Origin of the sequence: Enterobacter cloacae complex sp. 382A5, from assembly GCF_050031095.1 — a bacterium.
Taxonomy (GTDB): Bacteria; Pseudomonadota; Gammaproteobacteria; order Enterobacterales; family Enterobacteriaceae; genus Enterobacter; species Enterobacter cloacae.
Genome location: NZ_JBLGVK010000001.1, coordinates 3,593,905 through 3,614,586 on the forward strand (window position 1 = coordinate 3,593,905; position 20,682 = coordinate 3,614,586).

The 20,682-nt window shown below is 58.6% G+C and carries 19 protein-coding genes; 11 read left to right on the forward strand and 8 right to left on the reverse strand.

The window, feature by feature from the left end; translation table 11 throughout:
- Window positions 1-7 precede the first annotated feature (7 nt).
- From ACQG2G_RS16900 to mltB, 3 genes are all read right to left on the reverse strand, one after another.
- Window positions 8-868, reverse strand: a complete 861-nt coding sequence (locus tag ACQG2G_RS16900; RefSeq protein ID WP_248078643.1) for a metal ABC transporter permease — start codon at window positions 866-868, stop codon at window positions 8-10.
- Window positions 865-1,518: a metal ABC transporter ATP-binding protein gene (locus tag ACQG2G_RS16905; RefSeq protein WP_023620635.1), complete on the reverse strand. Its 654-nt coding sequence runs from the start codon at window positions 1,516-1,518 to the stop codon at window positions 865-867. The genes ACQG2G_RS16900 and ACQG2G_RS16905 overlap by 4 nt, the downstream gene beginning before the upstream one ends.
- A 242-nt stretch (window positions 1,519-1,760) precedes the next feature.
- Complete coding sequence (mltB, locus tag ACQG2G_RS16910) at window positions 1,761-2,861, reverse strand: lytic murein transglycosylase B (protein ID WP_023620633.1); 1,101 nt, start codon at window positions 2,859-2,861, stop codon at window positions 1,761-1,763.
- Window positions 2,862-3,135: 274 nt separating this feature from the next.
- On the opposite strand from mltB, the gene srlA reads away from it, so the two are divergent.
- From srlA to gutQ, 7 genes are all read left to right on the forward strand, one after another.
- The gene (gene srlA / locus ACQG2G_RS16915; protein WP_061772049.1) at window positions 3,136-3,699 is read left to right on the forward strand and encodes a PTS glucitol/sorbitol transporter subunit IIC; all 564 of its coding nucleotides are present in this window, start codon (window positions 3,136-3,138) and stop codon (window positions 3,697-3,699) included.
- Complete coding sequence (gene srlE, locus ACQG2G_RS16920; protein WP_020689263.1) at window positions 3,696-4,655, forward strand: PTS glucitol/sorbitol transporter subunit IIB; 960 nt, start codon at window positions 3,696-3,698, stop codon at window positions 4,653-4,655. Before srlA ends, srlE begins: the two co-directional genes overlap by 4 nt.
- A gap of 12 nt (window positions 4,656-4,667) precedes the next feature.
- Window positions 4,668-5,030: a PTS glucitol/sorbitol transporter subunit IIA gene (srlB, locus tag ACQG2G_RS16925; protein WP_013098446.1), complete on the forward strand. Its 363-nt coding sequence runs from the start codon at window positions 4,668-4,670 to the stop codon at window positions 5,028-5,030.
- A gap of 14 nt (window positions 5,031-5,044) precedes the next feature.
- Window positions 5,045-5,824 (forward strand): sorbitol-6-phosphate dehydrogenase, encoded by a 780-nt coding sequence (gene srlD / locus ACQG2G_RS16930; RefSeq protein WP_013098447.1) that lies wholly within the window; start codon window positions 5,045-5,047, stop codon window positions 5,822-5,824.
- A gap of 67 nt (window positions 5,825-5,891) precedes the next feature.
- Window positions 5,892-6,251 carry a transcriptional regulator GutM gene (gene gutM, locus ACQG2G_RS16935; protein WP_013098448.1) on the forward strand — a complete coding sequence of 120 codons (360 nt, stop codon included), beginning with the start codon at window positions 5,892-5,894 and terminating at the stop codon, window positions 6,249-6,251.
- Window positions 6,252-6,314: 63 nt separating this feature from the next.
- Window positions 6,315-7,088, forward strand: coding sequence for a glucitol operon DNA-binding transcriptional repressor SrlR (gene srlR / locus ACQG2G_RS16940; protein ID WP_013098449.1), 774 nt, complete (start codon window positions 6,315-6,317; stop codon window positions 7,086-7,088).
- Window positions 7,081-8,046, forward strand: coding sequence for an arabinose-5-phosphate isomerase GutQ (gutQ, locus tag ACQG2G_RS16945; protein WP_013098450.1), 966 nt, complete (start codon window positions 7,081-7,083; stop codon window positions 8,044-8,046). Before srlR ends, gutQ begins: the two co-directional genes overlap by 8 nt.
- Here gutQ and norR read toward each other — a convergent pair.
- A complete protein-coding gene (norR, locus tag ACQG2G_RS16950) occupies window positions 8,043-9,557 on the reverse strand; it encodes a nitric oxide reductase transcriptional regulator NorR (protein ID WP_058650466.1) in 1,515 nt (504 codons plus the stop codon). The genes gutQ and norR overlap by 4 nt on opposite strands.
- 184 nt (window positions 9,558-9,741) lie before the next feature.
- On the opposite strand from norR, the gene norV reads away from it, so the two are divergent.
- Together norV and norW are read left to right on the forward strand one after the other, a co-directional pair.
- Window positions 9,742-11,184, forward strand: coding sequence for an anaerobic nitric oxide reductase flavorubredoxin (norV, locus tag ACQG2G_RS16955; protein WP_236275343.1), 1,443 nt, complete (start codon window positions 9,742-9,744; stop codon window positions 11,182-11,184).
- Entirely contained in the window at window positions 11,181-12,314 is a 1,134-nt protein-coding gene (norW, locus tag ACQG2G_RS16960; RefSeq protein WP_038984768.1) for an NADH:flavorubredoxin reductase NorW, read from the forward strand. Before norV ends, norW begins: the two co-directional genes overlap by 4 nt.
- 286 nt (window positions 12,315-12,600) lie before the next feature.
- Here the strand turns inward: norW and ACQG2G_RS16965 are convergent, their stop codons facing one another.
- From ACQG2G_RS16965 to ACQG2G_RS16980, 4 genes are all read right to left on the reverse strand, one after another.
- The gene (locus tag ACQG2G_RS16965; protein WP_038984766.1) at window positions 12,601-13,623 is read right to left on the reverse strand and encodes a HoxN/HupN/NixA family nickel/cobalt transporter; all 1,023 of its coding nucleotides are present in this window, start codon (window positions 13,621-13,623) and stop codon (window positions 12,601-12,603) included.
- 1 nt (window position 13,624) lies between these two features.
- Window positions 13,625-15,841 carry a carbamoyltransferase HypF gene (gene hypF, locus ACQG2G_RS16970; protein ID WP_094084765.1) on the reverse strand — a complete coding sequence of 739 codons (2,217 nt, stop codon included), beginning with the start codon at window positions 15,839-15,841 and terminating at the stop codon, window positions 13,625-13,627.
- Window positions 15,842-15,847: 6 nt separating this feature from the next.
- Window positions 15,848-16,393, reverse strand: coding sequence for an electron transport protein HydN (gene hydN, locus ACQG2G_RS16975; protein ID WP_014833044.1), 546 nt, complete (start codon window positions 16,391-16,393; stop codon window positions 15,848-15,850).
- A gap of 134 nt (window positions 16,394-16,527) precedes the next feature.
- On the reverse strand, window positions 16,528-17,541 hold the full coding sequence (locus tag ACQG2G_RS16980; RefSeq protein WP_094084807.1) for a LacI family DNA-binding transcriptional regulator: 1,014 nt from the start codon (window positions 17,539-17,541) through the stop codon (window positions 16,528-16,530).
- A 215-nt stretch (window positions 17,542-17,756) separates the two neighbouring features.
- Here ACQG2G_RS16980 and ascF point away from each other — a divergent pair, with 215 nt between their 5' ends.
- Complete coding sequence (gene ascF, locus ACQG2G_RS16985) at window positions 17,757-19,208, forward strand: PTS cellobiose/arbutin/salicin transporter subunit IIBC (RefSeq protein ID WP_013098459.1); 1,452 nt, start codon at window positions 17,757-17,759, stop codon at window positions 19,206-19,208.
- 18 nt (window positions 19,209-19,226) lie between these two features.
- Window positions 19,227-20,651, forward strand: a complete 1,425-nt coding sequence (locus ACQG2G_RS16990; RefSeq protein ID WP_061772206.1) for a 6-phospho-beta-glucosidase — start codon at window positions 19,227-19,229, stop codon at window positions 20,649-20,651.
- The last annotated feature ends 31 nt before the right edge of the window (window positions 20,652-20,682 follow it).

Consider the following 20,682-nt stretch of genomic DNA (forward strand, 5'->3'; position numbering starts at 1 on the left):
CCTTGCGTTAAAAAAGCGCACGCAGGCTGCCAGCCAGGTGGCTTCGTGTGCCAAATAAAACAGAAATAAAGAACAGCGAGCTGGCGGTCAGCACGATGGACGGCCCGGCGGGTAAACTCACCGCCCAGGAGAGGCTTAACCCCAGCCATGCGCAAAAAACGCCGCTGATGCCCGCCAGGCAGAGCAACCCTGGCAGGGTGCGCACCCAGCAGCGTGCCGCCACCGCCGGCAACATCATCAGTCCGACGGCCATCAGCGTGCCGAGAACCTGAAAACCGGCCACCAGGTTAAGCACCAACAGCGCCAGAAACAGCCCGTGCAACAGGCCGGGCAGCCAGCGGGCATTAACCTGTAGCCAGGCGGTATCGAACGCCTCGGTCACCAGCCCACGATAGAAAACTGCCAGCGTCACCAGCGTGAAGATGCATACGCCAGCCACAAACAGCGCGGCGTCGTTATCCACCGCCAGAATGGAGCCAAACAGCAGGTGCAGCAGATCGACGTTCGAACCACGTAGCGACACCAGCGTCACGCCCAGCGCCAGCGAGCCGAGATAGAACCCGGCAAAACTGGCATCCTCTTTGAGCGGCGTACGTCGACTGACCAGCCCGGCCACCAGCGCCACGGCGATCCCGGCGATAAACCCGCCGATGCTCATCGCCAGCAGTGACATACCGCTCAGCAGATAGCCCACCGCAACGCCGGGTAAAATGGCGTGTGAAAGGGCATCGCCCATCAGACTCATCCGGCGCAGCTGAAGAAATACGCCCAGTGCCGTGGTGCTGACGGACAGCGCCAGGCACACCACCAGCGCGCGACGCATAAAGCCGTATTCGATAAACGGCTGAAAGAAGAGATGCCAGATCATGCCACCCTCACCCGCTCGGTTTTCCAGTGCGGAATAGCCGTATCCAGCCGTAGCGTTTGCGGAAAATGACGCGATACGCGCTCGCTGTCATGCAATACCGCAAGCAGGGTCTGGCCCTGCATGTACATCTCGAGCATCAGGTCCATCAGCACGTTACAGGTAGCTTCATCGACGCCGGTAAAGGGTTCATCCAGCATCACCAACGGCGCCTGTTGCACCAGGATCCGCGCAAACAGCATGCGCTGAAACTGGCCGCCGGAGAGTGCATCGATGGTAGATAACGCCATGGCGTCCAGCCCGACACGCTCCAGCGCGCTGGCAATGCGCGAGCGTGTTTCCCGACGAAAGCCGGAAAAGAGCGACACACGCGGCCAGCAGCCCATACTCACCACATCCTGCACCGTCAGCGGAAACTGCGCCTCCAGCGCGTGACGCTGTGCCAGCCAGCCAATCACCGGGCGTTTCTCCTGCCAGCGAAAACGGCCGCTCACCGGCGGAATAAACCCGGCGAGCGTTTTGAGCAGCGTGGATTTTCCACATCCGTTGGCCCCGATAATCGCGGTCATACTTCCGCGTTCAATTACGCCCGACAAGGCATGCGTAACGGGCATGCGGTCGTAACCCGCAACCAGTTCATTCATGACAATCATGGCAATGCCACCGCCCAGCGCACGGCCAGCCCGATAAACACGATAATCACCAGCGCCAGCAGAAACCTAACTGCCGCAGACAAAGAGAAAAGGGACGTTGACATGTTGACACCACATTAAATGTTATAACGTAACAATAATGAAAGGCGATTGAGATGTAAATGGCGCGTTTGCAAAGGGAGTGTGGCGAAATGTTTCTGCAAAATTCCCCTCTACCGTGGGAGAGGGGGGAATAAAGCGACTTACTGACTGAACGGTGACGCCGCAGGGACACGCGCCTGCGATACCGCCAGGCCCAGTTGCCACACGGCCATCGCATAGTGCGTGCTGTGGTTATAGCGGGTAATGGTGTAGAAGTTTGGCATACCGTACCAGTACTGATACCCGGTTCCTACATCCAGACGCAGCAGGCTCACCTGATCGACATTACCCAGCGGCTGCGTTGGCGTTAAACCTGCTGCCGTCAGCTGCGCAACGCTGTATTTGGTTTTGAAGCCGTTTTCCAGACCAAACGCTTCGCCGTTAGCCTGCACGGCAACCTGCCCACCCGGCGTCCAGCCGTGTGCCTTGAAGTAGTTCGCCACGCTGCCGATGGCATCCACCGGATCCCACAGGTTGATGTGACCATCTCCGTTAAAGTCGACGGCATACTGTTTGTAGGAAGAGGGCATAAACTGGCCGTAGCCCATCGCTCCGGCAAACGACCCTTTCAGATCGAGCGGGTCATCCTGTTCGTTACGCGCCATCAGCAGGAAGGTTTCCAGCTCGGAAGAGAAGTACTCGGCACGACGCGGATAGTTAAACGAGAGCGTGGCCAGCGCATCAAGAATGCGCGTTTTGCCCATCACGCGGCCCCAGCGCGTTTCCACACCAATAATGCCGACGATGATTTCAGGCGGCACGCCGTAGACCTGCCACGCGCGATTGAGGGCATCTTCATACTGATTCCAGAACACCACGCCATTTTGCACGTTGTCCGGGGTAATAAACTGTTTGCGATAGCGCAACCACGCACCGTTTGGCCCGGTTGGCACCTGCGCTGACGGTGCCTGCCTGTCCATCAGGCGCAGCACGTAGTCCAGACGTTTCGCCTGCGATAAGATTTCATGCAGTTGCTGTCTGTCAAAGCCGTGTTTGCTCACCATTTTATCGATGAACTGTTCGGCCGCCGGGTTATTCGCGAAGTCGCCCCCCATCTGCATCATATTGTGCTGCGGCTCCAGCAGGAATCCTCCTGAAGGCGCGCCAGCCGTCTGCACAGCGGCTTCAGTCTTGGGTTTACTACTACAGGCGGACAGCAGAATAAGCGCAGGTAACAACGCTGCATAACGACGCTTGAACATGGGACATCCATTTAACGGGTTCGATAAGAACCCAGTATGGTAAAGCATCCGCAACACCTCAAGGAAGCGGTACGCGCCTTACCCACCAAATCTTTACGCTCCTCAACGCAAATCTGCGCTTTTTTCAACCAAAATGCGTCACCCCCGCCCATTAACTTTCAAAATAATCCATTTTTCTTTCATTGTGAGATCTGATTAACACTTTAAAACCTTTCAAAGTGATTATTATTAGTCCCGGAAATACAAAACAAGAAAAGCCTCACAGGAGAGAAGAATGATAGAAACCATCACCCACGGCGCCGAGTGGTTCATCGGGCTGTTTCAGAAAGGCGGAGAAGTCTTCACCGGCATGGTGACCGGGATCCTGCCCCTGCTGATCAGCCTGCTGGTGATCATGAACGCGCTGATTAATTTTATCGGCCAGCAACGCATTGAACGCTTCGCCCAACGCTGTGCCGGGAACCCGTTATCCCGTTACCTGCTGTTGCCCTGCATTGGAACCTTCGTTTTCTGCAACCCCATGACCTTAAGCCTCGGCCGCTTTATGCCAGAAAAATACAAGCCGAGTTATTACGCCGCCGCCTCATATAGCTGTCACTCCATGAACGGCCTGTTCCCGCATATCAACCCGGGGGAACTGTTTGTTTATCTCGGCATTGCCAGCGGCCTGACCACGCTTGGCCTGCCGCTCGGCCCACTGGCGGTGAGCTATCTGCTGGCCGGCCTGGTCACCAACTTCTTCCGTGGCTGGGTGACCGATCTCACCACCACCATTTTTGAGAAAAAAATGGGCATCCAGCTTGAGCAACGCGTTCATTTGTCAGGAGCCACAGCATGAGCCGGATCCGCATTGAGAAAGGTACGGGTGGCTGGGGCGGCCCGCTGGAGTTCGACGCCACCGAAGGCAAAAAAATCGTCTATATCACCGCAGGCACACGCCCGGCGATTGTCGACAAACTACGCGAGCTGACCGGCTGGGAAGCGGTCGACGGTTTCAAAGAAGGCGAACCACCGGAGGCGGAAATCGGCGTGGCGGTTATCGACTGCGGTGGCACCCTGCGCTGCGGCCTCTATCCGAAGCGTCGCATTCCGACGGTGAATATTCACTCCACCGGAAAATCAGGCCCGCTGGCGCAGTACATCCTCGAAGACATTTATGTCTCAGGCGTGAAGGAGGACAACATCACGCTGGTGAATGGCACTTCCGCGCCGCAAAAAGCCGCACCGCGTGATTACGACACCAGTAAGAAGATCACCGAGCAGAGCGACGGCCTGCTGGCGAAGGTCGGCATGGGAATGGGATCCGCCGTGGCGGTACTGTTCCAGTCCGGGCGCGACACCATCGACACGGTGCTAAAAACCATTCTGCCGTTTATGGCCTTCGTCTCCGCGTTAATCGGCATCATCATGGCCTCCGGTCTGGGAGACTGGATCGCCCACGGCCTCGCCCCGCTTGCCAGCCACCCGCTCGGTCTGGTGACGCTGGCGCTGATCTGCTCCTTCCCGCTGCTGTCGCCGTTCCTCGGGCCGGGGGCGGTGATTGCTCAGGTCATCGGCGTCCTGATTGGCGTGCAGATTGGTCTGGGCAACATTCCTCCGCACCTGGCTCTGCCTGCGCTGTTTGCCATTAACGCTCAGGCGGCCTGCGACTTCATTCCCGTTGGCCTGTCTCTGGCCGAAGCGCGCCAGGACACCGTACGCGTGGGCGTGCCGTCTGTGCTGGTCAGTCGTTTCCTGACGGGCGCACCGACGGTGCTGATTGCCTGGTTCGTTTCCGGCTTTATTTATCAATAAGAGGTTCCTGCGATGACCGTGATTTATCAGACCACCATCACCCGCATCGGCCAGAGCGCGGCCGATGCGCTCAGCGACCAGATGCTGATCACTTTCCGCGAAGGTGCACCGGCAGATATCGAAGAGTTTTGTTTTATCCACTGCCACGGCGAGCTGCACGGAGCGTTAAAGGCAGGAAGCCAGCTGGAGCTGGGTGACACCCGCTATGCCGTCACCGCCGTGGGCGACGTGGCCGAGCAAAACCTGCGCGAGCTGGGCCACATCACCCTGCGGTTCGATGGCCAGCCGCAGGCAGAGTATCCCGGCACGGTTCACGTGGAGGGGCCGGTTCCGCAGGCTGTTACCCCAGGCTGCACATTAAAATTTGTTGCGTAATTAAGGAGAGCGTTATGAGTCAGGTTGCCGTTGTCATTGGTGGAGGACAAACCTTAGGAGAGTTTCTCTGCCGTGGGCTTGCCGCAGAAGGTTACCGCGTGGCGGTAGTGGATATTCAGAGTGAGAAAGCCGCCCGCGTGGCGGATACCATCAACACCGAGTTTGGTGAGGGGATGGCGTACGGGTTTGGTGCCGATGCCACCAGCGAGCAGAGCGTCATGGCGCTGGCTCGCGGGGTAGACGAGATTTTTGGCCGTACCGACCTGCTGGTCTACAGCGCAGGGATCGCGAAAGCGGCGTTTATCAGCGATTTCGAACTGGGGGACTTTGACCGCTCGCTGCAGGTGAATCTGGTGGGTTACTTCCTCTGCGCCCGCGAATTTTCCCGTCTGATGATCCGCGACGGCATTCAGGGGCGCATCATTCAGATCAACTCCAAATCGGGCAAAGTGGGCAGCAAGCATAACTCCGGCTACAGCGCGGCGAAATTTGGCGGCGTAGGGCTGACCCAGTCTCTGGCGCTGGATCTGGCCGAATACGGGATTACCGTTCACTCGCTGATGCTGGGCAACCTGCTGAAGTCGCCAATGTTCCAGTCGCTGCTACCTCAATACGCCACCAAGCTTGGCATCAAAGAAGACGAAGTGGAGCAGTATTACATCGACAAAGTGCCGCTGAAGCGCGGGTGCGACTATCAGGACGTGCTGAACATGCTGCTGTTTTACGCAAGCCCGAAAGCCTCGTACTGCACCGGCCAGTCGATTAACGTCACCGGTGGGCAGGTGATGTTCTGATCGAGCAGTCTGATGCCCTCACCCTCCCCCTCTCCCACCGGGAGAGGGAATATAACAAGGAGCCGATATGGTAACCGCACTCATCACCGTCGCCGCCCTCGCCTGGATCTGCCAGATGGCATTCGGCGGCTGGCAGATCCATCAGTTTAACCGCGCGTTTGACGCCCTGTGCCAGAAGGGTCGCGTGGGCGTCGGGCGCTCCGGGGGGCGCTTTAAACCGCGCGTTGTGGTTGCAATTGCGCTGGATGAACAGAATCGGGTATGCGACTCCCTCATCATGCGCGGGATGACGGTGTTTGCCCGCCCGGTGAAAATTCAGGCAATTAACGGCATATCGTTGCAGGAATTACAGCCTGATGTGATCTTCCCCCACGATCCACTCTGTCAGAATGCACTATCATTAGCGCTTAAATTGAAACATGGATAATTTCGTTGTGAACGCGATAAGCTTGCGAAATTATCATTTCGCAACGTAAGGAACGAAGCGCCTATGAAACCTCGTCAGCGGCAGGCGGCCATTCTTGAGCATCTGCAAAAGCAGGGAAAATGCTCGGTAGAAGAGCTGGCCCACTACTTTGACACCACCGGCACAACGATACGCAAGGACCTGGTATTGCTCGAAAACGCAGGCGCGGTCATTCGAACCTACGGTGGGGTGATGCTCAACAAAGATGAAGCCGACCCACCTATCGATCACAAAACGCTGATCAACACTCACCAGAAAGCGCTGATTGCCGAAGCCGCCGTGAAATTTATCCATGACGGTGACTCCATTATTCTTGATGCGGGCAGTACCGTCCTGCAGATGATCCCGCTGCTCAACCGCTTTAACAACATCACGGTGATGACCAACAGTCTGCACATCGTCAACGCCCTGGCAGAGTTCGACAGCGAACAAACCATTCTGATGCCCGGCGGTACCTTCCGTAAGAAATCGGCGTCCTTTCACGGCCAACTGGCGGAAAACGCCTTCGAGCACTTCAGCTTTGACAAACTGTTTATGGGCACCGACGGCATCGACCTGAACGCCGGTGTCACCACGTTCAACGAGGTGTTCAGCGTCAGTAAAGCCATGTGTAACGCCGCCCGGGAAGTCATTTTGATGGCGGACTCCTCGAAGTTTGGCCGTAAAAGCCCCAACATTGTCTGCAGCCTTGAAAGCGTCGATACGCTGATTACCGACGCAGGGATCGATCCGGCGTTCAAAAAAGCGCTGGAAGAGAAAGGCATCGATGTGATCGTAACGGGAGAAAAAGATGAGTGATTTTCTGTTAAACGCAGGCCGTCAGACCCTGATGCTGGAGCTACAGGAGGCCAGCCGCCTGCCGGAACGGCTGGGCGACGATTTTGTCCGCGCCGCCAACACCATCATCCAGTGTGAAGGCAAAGTGATTGTCTCCGGGATCGGCAAGTCCGGCCACATCGGCAAAAAAATTGCCGCAACGCTGGCGAGCACCGGGACACCGGCGTTCTTCGTGCACCCGGCAGAAGCCCTGCACGGCGATCTGGGGATGATTGAAAGCCGCGACGTGATGCTGTTTATCTCCTACTCCGGCTCGGCCAAAGAGCTGGACCTCATCATCCCGCGCCTGCAGGAAAAATCGATCGCCCTGCTGGCCATGACCGGTAAATCCCGTTCGCCGCTGGCGCTGGCGGCCAAAGCGGTGCTGGATATTGCCGTGGAGCGCGAAGCCTGCCCGATGCACCTCGCCCCCACCTCCAGTACCGTCAACACCCTGATGATGGGCGACGCGCTGGCAATGGCGGTGATGCAGGCGCGCGGTTTCAATGAAGAAGATTTCGCCCGTTCACACCCTGCCGGGGCGCTCGGCGCACGGCTGCTGAATAATGTTCATCACCTGATGCGCTCTGGCGATGCCATCCCGCAGGTCAAACTCGACACCAGCGTGATGGACGCGATGCTGGAGCTGAGCCGCACCGGGCTGGGGCTGGTCGCCGTCTGCGACGATACGCGGCAGGTGAAAGGCGTCTTTACCGACGGCGACCTGCGCCGCTGGCTGGTGGGCGGCGGCAAGCTGGAGGCTCGCGTCTCAGAAGCGATGACCTCTGGCGGGTTAACGCTGAATGCCAACAGCCGCGCCATTGAAGCCAAAGAGGTGCTGATGAAACGTAAAATCACCGCCGCGCCGGTGGTGGATGACGCTGGCCGCCTGTGCGGCGCCATCAACCTGCAGGATTTCTACCAGGCAGGCATTATTTAACCCTTCAGTCCCAGACGCTTCGCCAGCCGGTGCAGGTTGGCGACGTCCATTTCCAGCGCCCGCGCGCACGCCGCCCAACTCCGGTTGTTCTGTTCCAGCGCGCGGGTAATCATCTGACGCTGAAATTCTTCCGTCGCTTCACGCAGATTCTCGTTCACGCTTTCAGGCGCAGCGGGCTTCACGGACGGTATATTTTCATCATGCAGGGCAAAATGGCGCGCATGAATCACGATGTCATCCCCCGAGCGCGTCGCCCGCGCCAGCACCACCGCGCGATGGATGGCGTGCTCCAGCTCGCGTACGTTACCCGGCCAGCCGTAGGTCAGCAGATGGCCTCGCGCCCCCGGGCTTAATACCACGCGCGACAAGCCCATTTTGAGCCGACACTGTTCGCAGAAAAACCCCGCCAGCAGCACCACATCGTCCCCACGCTCGCGCAGCGGCGGCACAGTAAGCGGAAAAACACTCAGACGATGGAACAGATCGGCGCGGAAATTGCCGTTCAGCACCGCTTCGCGCAGGTCGCGGTTGGTTGCCGCCAGCACGCGCACGTTGACCCGTAAGCTGCGGTCGTCTCCCACGCGCTGAATATCACCGTACTGTAATACGCGCAGCAGCTTGGCCTGCAGCGACAGCGAAAGCTCGCCTATTTCATCGAGGAACAGCGTGCCGTTATCGGCCATTTCAAACTTGCCGCTGCGGTTGCTGATGGCCCCGGTAAATGCCCCTTTGACGTGACCAAACAGCTCGCTTTCCGCCACGCTTTCCGGCAGTGCGGCGCAGTTAAGGTAGACCAGCGGGTTCGCCGCACGCGGTGAAGCTTCGTGAATGGATTTCGCCACCAGCTCTTTACCGGTGCCGGTCTCACCGAAGATCAGCACGTTCAAATCGGATGCCGCGACGATCTCAATCTCTTTTTTGAGTTGTACCATGCCTGGCGAGAGGCCAATCATCTCCGTATGCGCGACCTGTTCAAACGCCGCCGGGCTGCCGGGAAGAATATTCTGGCTCTCCAGCTGTTCAATCAGCAGAGCATTGTTCAGCGCCCCGGCCGCCAGGGCCGCAATCAGGCGCAGCTCCTCGTCGCTGAAGGTATCGAACTGGTCCGGCGACATGCCGTCGAGGGTCAGCGCCCCAATCAGGTTTTGTCCGGCAAACAGCGGCAGGCCGATACAGGCGTGCACCTTCAGGCTCTCCTGCCCGGGTATAAGGCCGTCGTACGGGTCGGGCAGATCGCTGTCTGCCGGAAAACGCACCACGTCACCCGCCCGGGCGATGGTCTCCAGCCGCGGGTGGCCTTCCAGCGTAAAGCGTCGCCCGAGCACGTCCTGCGCCAGCCCGTCGATGGCCAGCGGAATAAACTGCCGTCCCTCGTAGCGCAGCAGCGCCGAAGCGTCGCATTCCAGCACGTGGCGCAGCGTGGAGATCAGCCGCTGAAAACGATCCTGATGCCCGATGCCGGTTTGCAGTTCAATGGCGATTTTCGCCAGCACGTCTACGGAAAAGCTCATGTCTGCCTCGCTGTCATTTTGACAATACATAGTGTCATATTGACATCTTTAACGATAGTCATAATGACTACCCATTCGGGGGCATAAAAAATTTAACCCATAAAAATCAACAAAATAAAAGTTGGCACGCAAGTTGATATAGACAAAACAACTTATTCAACACGCCGTATTATTTGAGGTTGCTATGTCTATTCTGGTTAAAAATAACATTCATTGGGTTGGTCAACGTGACTGGGAAGTGCGTGATTTTCACGGAACGGAATATAAAACGCTGCGCGGCAGCAGCTATAACAGCTATCTCATTCGTGAAGGTAAAAACGTACTGATCGATACCGTCGATCATAAATTCAGCCGCGAGTTCGTGCAGAACCTGCGCAGTGAAATCGATCTGAACGACATCGACTACATCATCATCAACCACGCGGAAGAGGATCACGCCGGGGCGTTGACCGAGTTGTTGTCCCACATTCCGGATACCCCGATCTACTGCACCACCAACGCCATCGACTCCATCAACGGTCACCATCACCATCCGGAGTGGAACTTCCACACCGTGAAAACCGGCGACACGCTGGATATCGGTAACGGTAAACAGCTGATCTTCGTAGAAACCCCGATGCTGCACTGGCCGGACAGCATGATGACCTACCTGACCGGCGATGCGGTGCTGTTCAGCAATGACGCCTTTGGTCAGCACTACTGCGACGAACGCCTGTTTAACGATGAAGTGGATCAGACCGAGCTGTTTGAACAGTGCCAGCGCTACTACGCCAACATCCTGACCCCGTTCAGCCGTCTGGTGACGCCCAAAATCACCGAGATCCTCGGCTTCAACCTGCCGGTGGATATGATTGCCACCTCCCACGGCGTGGTGTGGCGTGAAAACCCCACCCAGATCGTTGAGCTGTACCTGAAATGGGCGGCGGATTATCAGGAAGACCGCATCACGATTTTCTACGACACCATGTCCAACAACACCCGCATGATGGCAGACGCCATCGCCCAGGGCATCAACGAGGTGGACCCGAACGTGGCGGTGAAAATCTTCAACGTGGCGCGCAGCGATAAAAACGAGATCCTCACCAACGTCTTCCGCTCTAAGGGCGTGCTGGTGGGCACCTCCACCATGAACAACGTGATGATGCCGAAAATTGCTGGCCTGGTGGAAGAGATGACCGGCCTGCGCTTCCGTAACAAACGTGCCAGCGCCTTTGGCTCCCACGGCTGGAGCGGCGGCGCGGTAGATCGTCTCTCCACCCGCCTGCAGGATGCCGGTTTTGAGATGTCCATGAGCCTGAAGGCCAAATGGCGCCCGGATCTTGACGCGCTGGAAGTCTGTCGTCAGCACGGCCGCGATATTGCTCGTCAGTGGGCGCTTGCACCGCTTCCTGAGGCCGCAGCACTCCCCGCCGAACAGCCGCAAACCTGTGCCGGGGCAGCCAGCGCCGATCTCGGTCCACGCATGCAGTGCAGCGTCTGCCAGTGGATCTACGACCCGGAACTGGGCGAGCCGTTGCAGGACGTGGCTCCAGGTACGCCGTGGAGTGAGGTGCCGGACAACTTCCTCTGCCCGGAATGTTCCCTCGGAAAAGACGTCTTTGACGAACTGGCAACGGAGGCAAAATGAGCAACGGTATCGTCATCATCGGCTCGGGCTTTGCCGCCCGCCAGCTGGTGAAAAATATCCGCAAACAGGACGCTAACGTGCCGCTGACGATGATCGCGGCCGACAGCATGGACGAGTACAACAAGCCCGATTTAAGCCATGTGATTAGCCTGAACCAGCGCGCCGACGATCTCACCCGCCAGACGGCGGGGGAGTTCGCGGAGCAGTTCAACCTGCGTCTGTTTCCGTACACCTGGGTCACCGATATTGACGCCGATGCCCACGTGGTAAAAGCGAAAGATAAAACCTGGCAGTACGACAAGCTGGTGCTGGCGACGGGGGCCTCTGCGTTCGTGCCGCCGGTTACCGGCCGCGAGCTGATGATGACGCTCAACAGCCAGCAGGAGTATCGAGCCAGCGAAACGAAGCTTCGTGATGCAAAACGGGTAATGATTGTTGGCGGCGGTTTGATTGGCACCGAGCTGGCAATGGATTTTTGTCGGGCGGGTAAAGCCGTCACCCTGGTCGACCACGCGGCAAGCATTCTGTCGGCCTTGATGCCTGCAGAAGTAAGCAGTCGCTTACAGCACCGTCTGACCGACATGGGCGTGCATCTGCTGTTGAAATCGCAACTGCAACATCTGAGCGAAACCGAAGGCGGCATTCGCGCGACGCTTGACCGCCATCGCAGCCTGGAAGTCGATGTGGTGGTTGCCGCGACGGGGTTGCGCCCGGAAACGGCGCTGGCGCACCGCGCAGGCGCTGAAACAGGCCGTGGCGTGAAGGTGAATAGCTACTTGCAAACCACGCAGCCCGACATTTACGCCCTGGGGGACTGCGCGGAAATCAACGGCCAGGTACTGCCTTTCCTGCAGCCGATCCAGCTTAGCGCCATGTATCTGGCAAAAAACCTGCTCGGCAACAGCGCGCCGCTGAAATTACCGGCCATGCTGGTGAAGGTGAAAACGCCAGCGTTGCCGCTACATCTGGCAGGTGAAACCCAGCGCCAGGATCTGAACTGGCAGATCGCTGTGGAAGCTCAGGGAATGGTCGCGCGCGGCTCTGACGCCGATGGCCAGCTCCGCGCTTTTGTGGTTAGCGAAGATCGGATGAAGGAGGCTTTCGCGCTACTGAAATCGCTGCCCGCTTAACCCTTAACCTTTTACCACGCTTACTTAACCCTGGGATTTTATTATCCGCAGCCCCGATGTCCCGGGGCTTTTTTTTACGTAATTTATTAGCAAGATAAATACAAAAGAGGTAAATCATCGCCATCTGTCCTTAACTTATTATTTGACTGAATATAAAAGAGTGAAAACCTTCATAAACAGCAAGATATGCATTCCATTTTTCCAGCAAAACGGCACCCTGCTTCGCTTTACCGGAACGACATCATGGCGATTTTACCCCTCAAACACAATGGTTTTAGCGCAGCGCTCAGGAATGTATGACCAGCGCGTCGTAGCCGCGCCAGCGATAGTTGATCATGGAGATCAGCCAGCAGGCGACAAACAACCCAACCACCACAAAACCGGCGTTGCCGAGGTTATCGTTGACGGCACCAATGCGATCCCAGATGCCGCCGCTGAGGGCAAATTTTTCCATCAGCAGCCCCAGCGCTTCCAGCCCGCCGATAAACACCGCCACCACCACAGAGGTACCGGTAATGGTCATGTTGTAGTAGAGCTTGCGCTGCGGCTTGTTGAATGCCCAGCCGTAAGCCCCCACCATCAACAGGTTGTCGAGGGTATCCACCAGCGCCATGCCGCTGGCGAAAAGCGCCGGGAAGATCATGATTGACCACACCGACATACCGTTTGAGGCGCTGGCGGCAGAGATCCCGAGCACGCCGATTTCAGTGGCGGTATCAAAACCAAGCCCGAACAGAAAACCGACCAGATACATCTGCCAGCTTTTGTTGACCAGGCGGAAAGTCGCGCCAAACAGCCAGTTCATTATTCCGCCCTGCGCCGGGAGGGAGATGTCTCCCTGCACCGCCTGCCCGTTTTTCAGCGCCTGAAAATTGCGCCAGACACCGCGTAAAATCACCATATTAACTAACGCCATCGCCAGCAGGAACGTCGCGGAGACAGCCGTGCCAATCAGGCTGCCGGTTTCATGAAACCAGGCCATATTTTTCTGAAACGCGGTCGCCGTCGCGGCAATGGCGATGGAGGCCAGCACCACAATGGTGGAGTGCCCCAGTGAGAACCACGCCCCGACGCCTGAGGGGCGCTTGCCCTGCTGCATCATCTTGCGTGTCACGGTATCAATGGCCGCGATGTGGTCAGCATCCACCGCGTGACGCAACCCATAGCACCAGGCAAGCAGGCTTGCGGCCATTAACGCAGAACTGCTGCTAAAGGCGTTCCACGCCCAGCCCCACGCCAGAAGATTAGCCATTACCAGCGCCAGCAGCAGGAGCGCGGCGCGAGGTTCATTGCGTAAGCGTCGTAACATTTTACATCCTTTTTGAACATGACCGGGCTGCGGCAACCACCGCCTGCCCGAAGGAGATAGCCCCGTCACCCGCAGGCAGATGATGGGGAAAAAGAAGCGTGAAATCAGAGAGGTGTACCCGCAGACGCGCCCGCAGCAGGCGGTTATGCAACACGCCGCCGCTGAAACAGACGGTAGAGAGCGACAGGCGTCGGGCATGGTGTCGGGCTAACGCCGCCAGCCCTTTTGCCAGCGCATCGTGAAAGGCCCACGCGCGCTCACAGGGTTGCGCCTGCCAGGCCAGCCACTGCCGCCAGAAGAGCGCAAGGTTTTCAACCTGAAGCGTCACCGGGTGCTCAACACCCGGGCACTGCGCGGCCAGCGCCTCCAGCCTGCAGGCGGCTTCGCCTTCATAGCGTTGTGTTTCAATACCCAGAGCACAGGCCACCGCATCAAACAACCGCCCGCAGGACGACGCCAGCGGCGCGTTAAGGCCGCGCTGAACGGCGGTCGCTAAAAGCGGCCAGTTTTGCGAACGTACGGCGCGGGTTTCCGGGTAGCGTTGCCAGTCAGGAACAAACGCCAGGCAGTGTGCCAGCAGATTTCGCCAGGGCTGCATGGCCGCGAGATCGCCGCCCGGCATCGCCACGGCGGGCAGGCCGCCCAGATGCTCGCACTCAAGGTAGTTCACCCGCAGACACTCCCCGCCCCACAGCGCGCCGTGCTCGCCCATGCCGATCCCGTCCAGCGTCAGGGCGATGGCGTCGCCACCGTCGAGCGGCCAGCCGTTTTCGGCAAGGCAGGCCGCGGCATGCGCGTGATGATGCAGTACAGTATCGACCGGCAGCGCCTGCTCCTGTGCCCAGTGCCGGGCGTGATAGCCAGGATGGGCATCGCACACCAGCCGCTCTGGCTGAAAGGCGTAGATCTGCTGCATCAACGACAGTGCCGACCGCCACTGGGCCTCGACACCGTCGTCACTGAGATCGCCAAAATGCTGGCTCAGCACCGCCTGGTTACCGCGCACCAGACAGAAGGTATTCTTCATGTCGGCACCGGTCGCCAGAATAGAGGGAACAGGGCTAAAACCGGCGGGTAACGTGATGGCATCCGGCACGAATCCACGCGCCCTACGCAGCATGGCCCCGTCCCGATCCATCACGGAATCGTCCATCCGCTGCAGGATGTCGCGGTTATGGAGCAGAAAACCGTCAGCGATCTCTGCGAGCTGTTCCAGCGCCTGGGGATTACTGATGGCAGGCGGTCTGCCGCAGAGGTTGCCGGAGGTCATCACCAGCGGGCGTTGCGTCTCCTGCATCAGCAAATGCTGCAGCGGATTGGCCGGGAGCATCACACCGAGGCTATCCATGCCCGGCGCGATGTCGTCCGGAAAGGTCGGTAGCCAGGCTTTAGGGATCAGCACGATGGGCGCGGCAGGCGAGCGCAGCCGTGTTTGCACCGGCTGCGGAAAGCCGTCGGCGTTCGGGATCATCACCGCCAGCGGTTTCCCCGGACGCTGCTTACGTGCCCGCAGCATTGCCACCGCCTGCGGGTTAAGCGCGTCGCAGGCCAGATGAAATCCGCCCAGCCCTTTGATAGCCACAATGCCACCGTTTTTCAGCATCTGCACCGCCGCGCTCAGCGCAGCCTCACCGGCAGCAGTGACGTCGCCCGCCCGCCACGCAAGCACGGGTCCGCAGTCCGGGCAAGCCACCGGCTGGGCGTGAAAACGTCGGTCCGCAGGGTTGCGGTATTCCGTTTCGCACGGCGAGCAGAGCGGGAATGGCGCCATGGCCGTGGCCGGGCGGTCATACGGCATGGCGCGGATAATGGTAAAACGCGGGCCGCAGTGGGTGCAGTTAATAAACGGGTAACGATAGCGGCGCTCGTGGGGGTCGTTCATCTCCGCAAGGCACGCGGGACAGGTGGCGGCATCCGGTACAATCTGGGTGTCCATTGCTCCGCCCGCGCTGTGGCGAATGGTGAATGTCTCCGGCAGCGTTGACCAGTGGAACGGCTGCGTGTCGATACTCTCGATGCGCGCCAGCGGCGGGCAGTCCTGGCGCAGCCTCGCGGTGAAATGCCCCCCATTACCCGCGAGGCGCACCAGCACGCCCTCTCCGTCGTTGCAGACATCGCCGGTCAACTGCAGCGCCTGAGCCAGTTGCCAGACGAAGGGCCGAAAGCCCACGCCCTGCACCTTGCCACGCACCCGCAACTGTACGCCGTTACCGCCCATGACGGATCAGAACAGCAGAGATGAGGTGGTATCGAACGCTGCGCGACGGCGCTTTTCGGCGCTCATCTGCTCGAGCTTATCGCGATCCACGCAAACCAGCGCGTGTGTCGGGCAGGCCTCCATACAGGCCGGACCGGCGTCACGGTGATAGCAAAGATCGCATTTGTTGGCTTCGGCTTTTTCCGCCCGCACGTTCAGCCCCATGCCGCTGTTGCGGACCACCGGACGAACCACCACCTCCATCGCGCCGTACGGGCAGGCGACCACGCAGGTTTTACAGCCGATACAGCGCGCCTGCATCACATGCACAAAGCCTTTTTCACGTTTGATTGCACCGTTAGGGCAGACGTTGGCGCACGGCGCGTCTTCGCACTGACGGCAGATAGCGGCGGTGGAAATATTCACGCCTTTGATGACGTGGATCCGCGGCAAAAAGGTCTCAGGCGTAAGCGAAGCGCAATCCTGCTCCGCCTGATGAGACACCACGCACGCCACTTCACAGGTACGGCAGCCAATGCATTTACTGGCATCAGCCATAATAAAACGGTTCATCTGCTTCTCCAGCATTACAGTCATGCGCGGAGATATTCATAAACCGTGCCAGTTTTTAACTCGTTGATTTATAGTGATTTAGAAAATGACGCCAGGGCTGTCATCGTCACTTCTGACGATGACAGCTGTCGACATCAGCGGTGCGGGCCGTCGATGACAGAGTCGCGCAGGATAAGCTCACCCGAGAAGGTTTGCTGATATTTAAACTCGCCGCCGTCGAGCATAAAAATCAGGCGGCTGATGGTCTCTTTAATCATCTCCGTGACCGGAATACGCACGCTGGAGAGCGAGGGCACGATGTAGGGCGCAATCGCCACATCGTCGAAGCCTACCACCGACACCGCATCAGGTGTGGCGACGCCGCTGTCGTGAAGCTGTTTCATGGCGCCAATCGCCATATCGTCGTTGCTCGCCACCAGCGCGGTAAAGGTTTCGCCGCGCGAGAGCAGCTCAGACACGGCCGCCGCGCCGCTGGCGGGGTTCCACTTGCCCTGTGCGATCAGCCTCGGGCGCAGCGGGATCTGGTGCTGCGCCAGCGCGTCTTTGTAGCCGGAGAGACGCTCTACGCCCGTGGGCGAATCCAGCGAGCCGGTGATAAACGCAATGTCACGGTGCCCTTTCTCAATCAGCTGCGACACCGCCTCCTGGCAGGAGGCTTTATGATCTGACCAGACGCTGTGGCTGCTGTTTTTTCGCAAGCGGCGGTTCAGTACCATGATCGGCTGTTCGTATTTCTCGACGATCTCGTCCATCTCCTCCACGCTCAGAAAACGTGGATAGATGATCACCGCGTCACAGCGCATATCAAGCAGGTACTGGATGGCTTCGCGCTCTTCATCAGCGCTGTGCTTGCCGTCCGCCAGGATCAGCTGCCGCCCCTTCTCTTCCGTCATGCGGGCGGCGTGAAACAGCAACTCACTAAAATAGACGCCGTGATACAGGGTGTTGGTCACCACCAGTCCCAGCGTCTGGGTGCGTTTGGTCGCCAGGTTGCGCGCCAGCAAATTGGGGCGATAGCCGCTCTCTTCGATGGCCTGAAACACCCGGTCTTTGGTCTCCTGGCTGACATAGCCATTCCCCGACAGCACCCGGGAAACCGTCGCTTTCGAAACGCCTGCCCGCTTCGCCACTTCAAGCATCGTGGTCATGTTGTTATTCCCTTTCATACTGATGGCACGCAGTGTACTGCACTGCAAAACAATTGTCGCAACGACGCGCTCACGCTTTTTGAAGCGTCTGGTGATCGCCATCACGAAATGAAAAAATGGTCAAAATGCGATCTTGTTTCATTCAAAGAAACTCATGATGATTATGTGGAACCGGTTTCCTACATACTCTCACAACGACAACAGGATCACATCCGATGGCCAAAAATTATGCCGCGCTGGCGCAAGACGTTGTCAGCGCGCTTGGCGGCAAAGACAATATCGTCGCCGTCACCCATTGCATGACGCGACTGCGTTTCGTCCTGAAAGACGAAACCGCTACCGATACCGCACGCCTGAAAAATATCAGCGGCGTACTGGGCGTGGTACGTAACGACAACCAGTGCCAGGTGATTATCGGCAATACCGTTTCTCAGGCGTACCGTGAGGTGGTGAGCCTGCTGCCAACCGACCTGCAGCCTGCCGTACCGGAAGGCCCACAGAAATTGACCCTGCGCCGCATCGGTGCCGGGATCCTCGACGCGCTGATTGGCACCATGTCGCCGCTGATCCCGGCGATCATCGGCGGCTCGATGGTCAAGCTGCTGGCGATGATCCTTGAGATGACCGGCGTGCTGGAGAAAGGCGCGCCGACGCTCACCATTTTGACCGTCATCGGCGACGGGGCGTTCTTCTTCCTGCCGCTGATGGTGGCAGCGTCTGCCGCGGTGAAATTCAAAACCAACATGTCGCTGGCGATTGCCATTGCGGGGGTGCTGGTGCACCCGAGCTTTATCGAGCTGATGGCGAAAGCCGCACAGGGTGAGCACGTCGAATTCGCGTTTATTCCGGTGACGGCGGTGAAGTACACCTACACTGTGATCCCGGCGCTGGTGATGACCTGGTGCCTGTCGTATATCGAACGCTGGGTGGATCGCATTACGCCTGCGGTGACGAAAAACTTCCTCAAGCCGATGCTGATCGTGCTGATTGCCGCCCCGCTCGCCATCGTGCTGATTGGGCCGCTGGGGATCTGGATCGGCAGCGCCATCTCCGCGCTGGTCTACACCATTCACGGCTATCTGGGCTGGCTCTCCGTGGCGATCATGGGCGCGCTCTGGCCGCTGCTGGTCATGACCGGGATGCACCGCGTCTTTACCCCGACTATCATTCAGACCATTGCCGAAACGGGTAAAGAGGGGATGGTGATGCCGTCGGAAATCGGTGCCAACCTGTCGCTCGGCGGTTCATCCCTGGCGGTGGCGTGGAAAACGAAAAACCCGGAGCTGCGCCAGACGGCGCTGGCCGCGGCGGCTTCCGCCATCATGGCGGGCATCTCTGAACCGGCGCTGTACGGCGTGGCGGTTCGCCTGAAACGCCCGCTGATTGCCAGCCTGATTAGCGGCTTTATCTGCGGTGCGGTGGCCGGTATTGCGGGGCTTGCCAGCCACTCGATGGCGGCGCCGGGGCTGTTTACCAGCGTGCAGTTCTTCGATCCGGCCAACCCGATGACCATTGTCTGGGTATTCGGCGTCATGGCGCTGGCGGTCGTGCTCTCCTTCGTGCTGACCCTGATATTAGGCTTTGAAGATATCCCGGTCGAAGACGAGGCTGAAAAAGCCCGCGCCCTGCAGAGTGCGCCGGTGCAGGCCAAAACCGCACAAGTTTAACCGTATAACGAGGTAGAAATGTCTGTTTTTCCACAAGGATTTTTATGGGGCGGCGCGCTTGCCGCCAACCAGAGCGAAGGCGCTTACCGTGAAGGCGGCAAAGGGCTGACCACGGTCGACATGATCCCTCACGGCGCAAACCGCCTGGCGGTGAAGCTTGGTAAGGAAAAGCGTTTTTCGCTGCGTGACGACGAGTTTTACCCAAGCCACGAGGCGATCGATTTTTACCATCGCTACAAAGAGGACATCGCCCTGATGGCGGAGATGGGCTTTACGGTGTTCCGCACCTCGATTGCCTGGAGCCGCCTCTACCCGAACGGCGACGAACCGCTGCCGAACAAAGAGGGCATTGCCTTTTATCGCGCGGTGTTTGAAGAGTGCAAAAAGTACAACATTGAGCCGCTGGTCACCCTGTGCCACTTCGACGTGCCGATGCATCTGGTGACGGAGTACGGCTCCTGGCGCAACCGCAAGATGGTGGATTTCTTCGCCCGCTACGCCCGCACCTGTTTCGAAGAATTTAACGGTCTGGTGAAATACTGGCTCACCTTCAACGAGATCAACATCATGCTGCACAGCCCGTTCTCCGGCGCGGGGCTGGTGTTCGAGGACGGTGAAAACGAAGATCAGGTGAAATACCAGGCCGCGCACCACGAGCTGGTCGCAAGCGCGCTGGCGACCAAAATCGCCCACGAGGTAAACCCGGAAAACCAGGTCGGCTGCATGCTGGCGGGCGGGAATTTCTACCCTTACTCCTGCAAGCCGGAAGACGTATGGATGGCGCTGGAGAAGGACCGCGAGAACCTGTTCTTTATCGACGTGCAGGCGCGCGGCAGCTATCCGGCCTACTCCGCCCGCGTGTTCCGCGAAAAAGGGGTGGTGATTGTGAAAGATCCGGGCGACGACGAAATGCTGAAAAACACCGTCGATTTTGTATCGTTCAGCTATTACGCCTCGCGCTGCGCGTCGGCCGATATGAATGCGAACAATACCAATGCGGCGAACATCGTCAAATCCCTGCGCAACCCGCATATTCAGGTGAGCGAATGGGGCTGGGGCATCGATCCGCTCGGCCTGCGCATCACCATGAACATGATGTACGACCGTTATCAGAAACCGCTGTTCCTGGTGGAAAACGGCCTCGGCGCAAAAGATGTCATTGATGAAAACGGCGAAATTAACGATGACTACCGCATCAGCTATCTGCGCGAGCATATCCGCGCGATGGGCGATGCCATTGAGGACGGTGTGCCGCTGATGGGCTATACCACCTGGGGCTGCATTGACCTGGTGGCGGCCTCAACGGGCGAAATGAGCAAGCGCTACGGGTTTGTCTACGTTGACCGCGACGATGCCGGAAACGGCACGCTGGAGCGCAAACGCAAGAAATCGTTCTGGTGGTATAAGAAGGTGATTGCGAGTAACGGGGGGGATCTGGCGTAGCCTGTTGCTTCCCCCTCACCCCGGCCCTCTC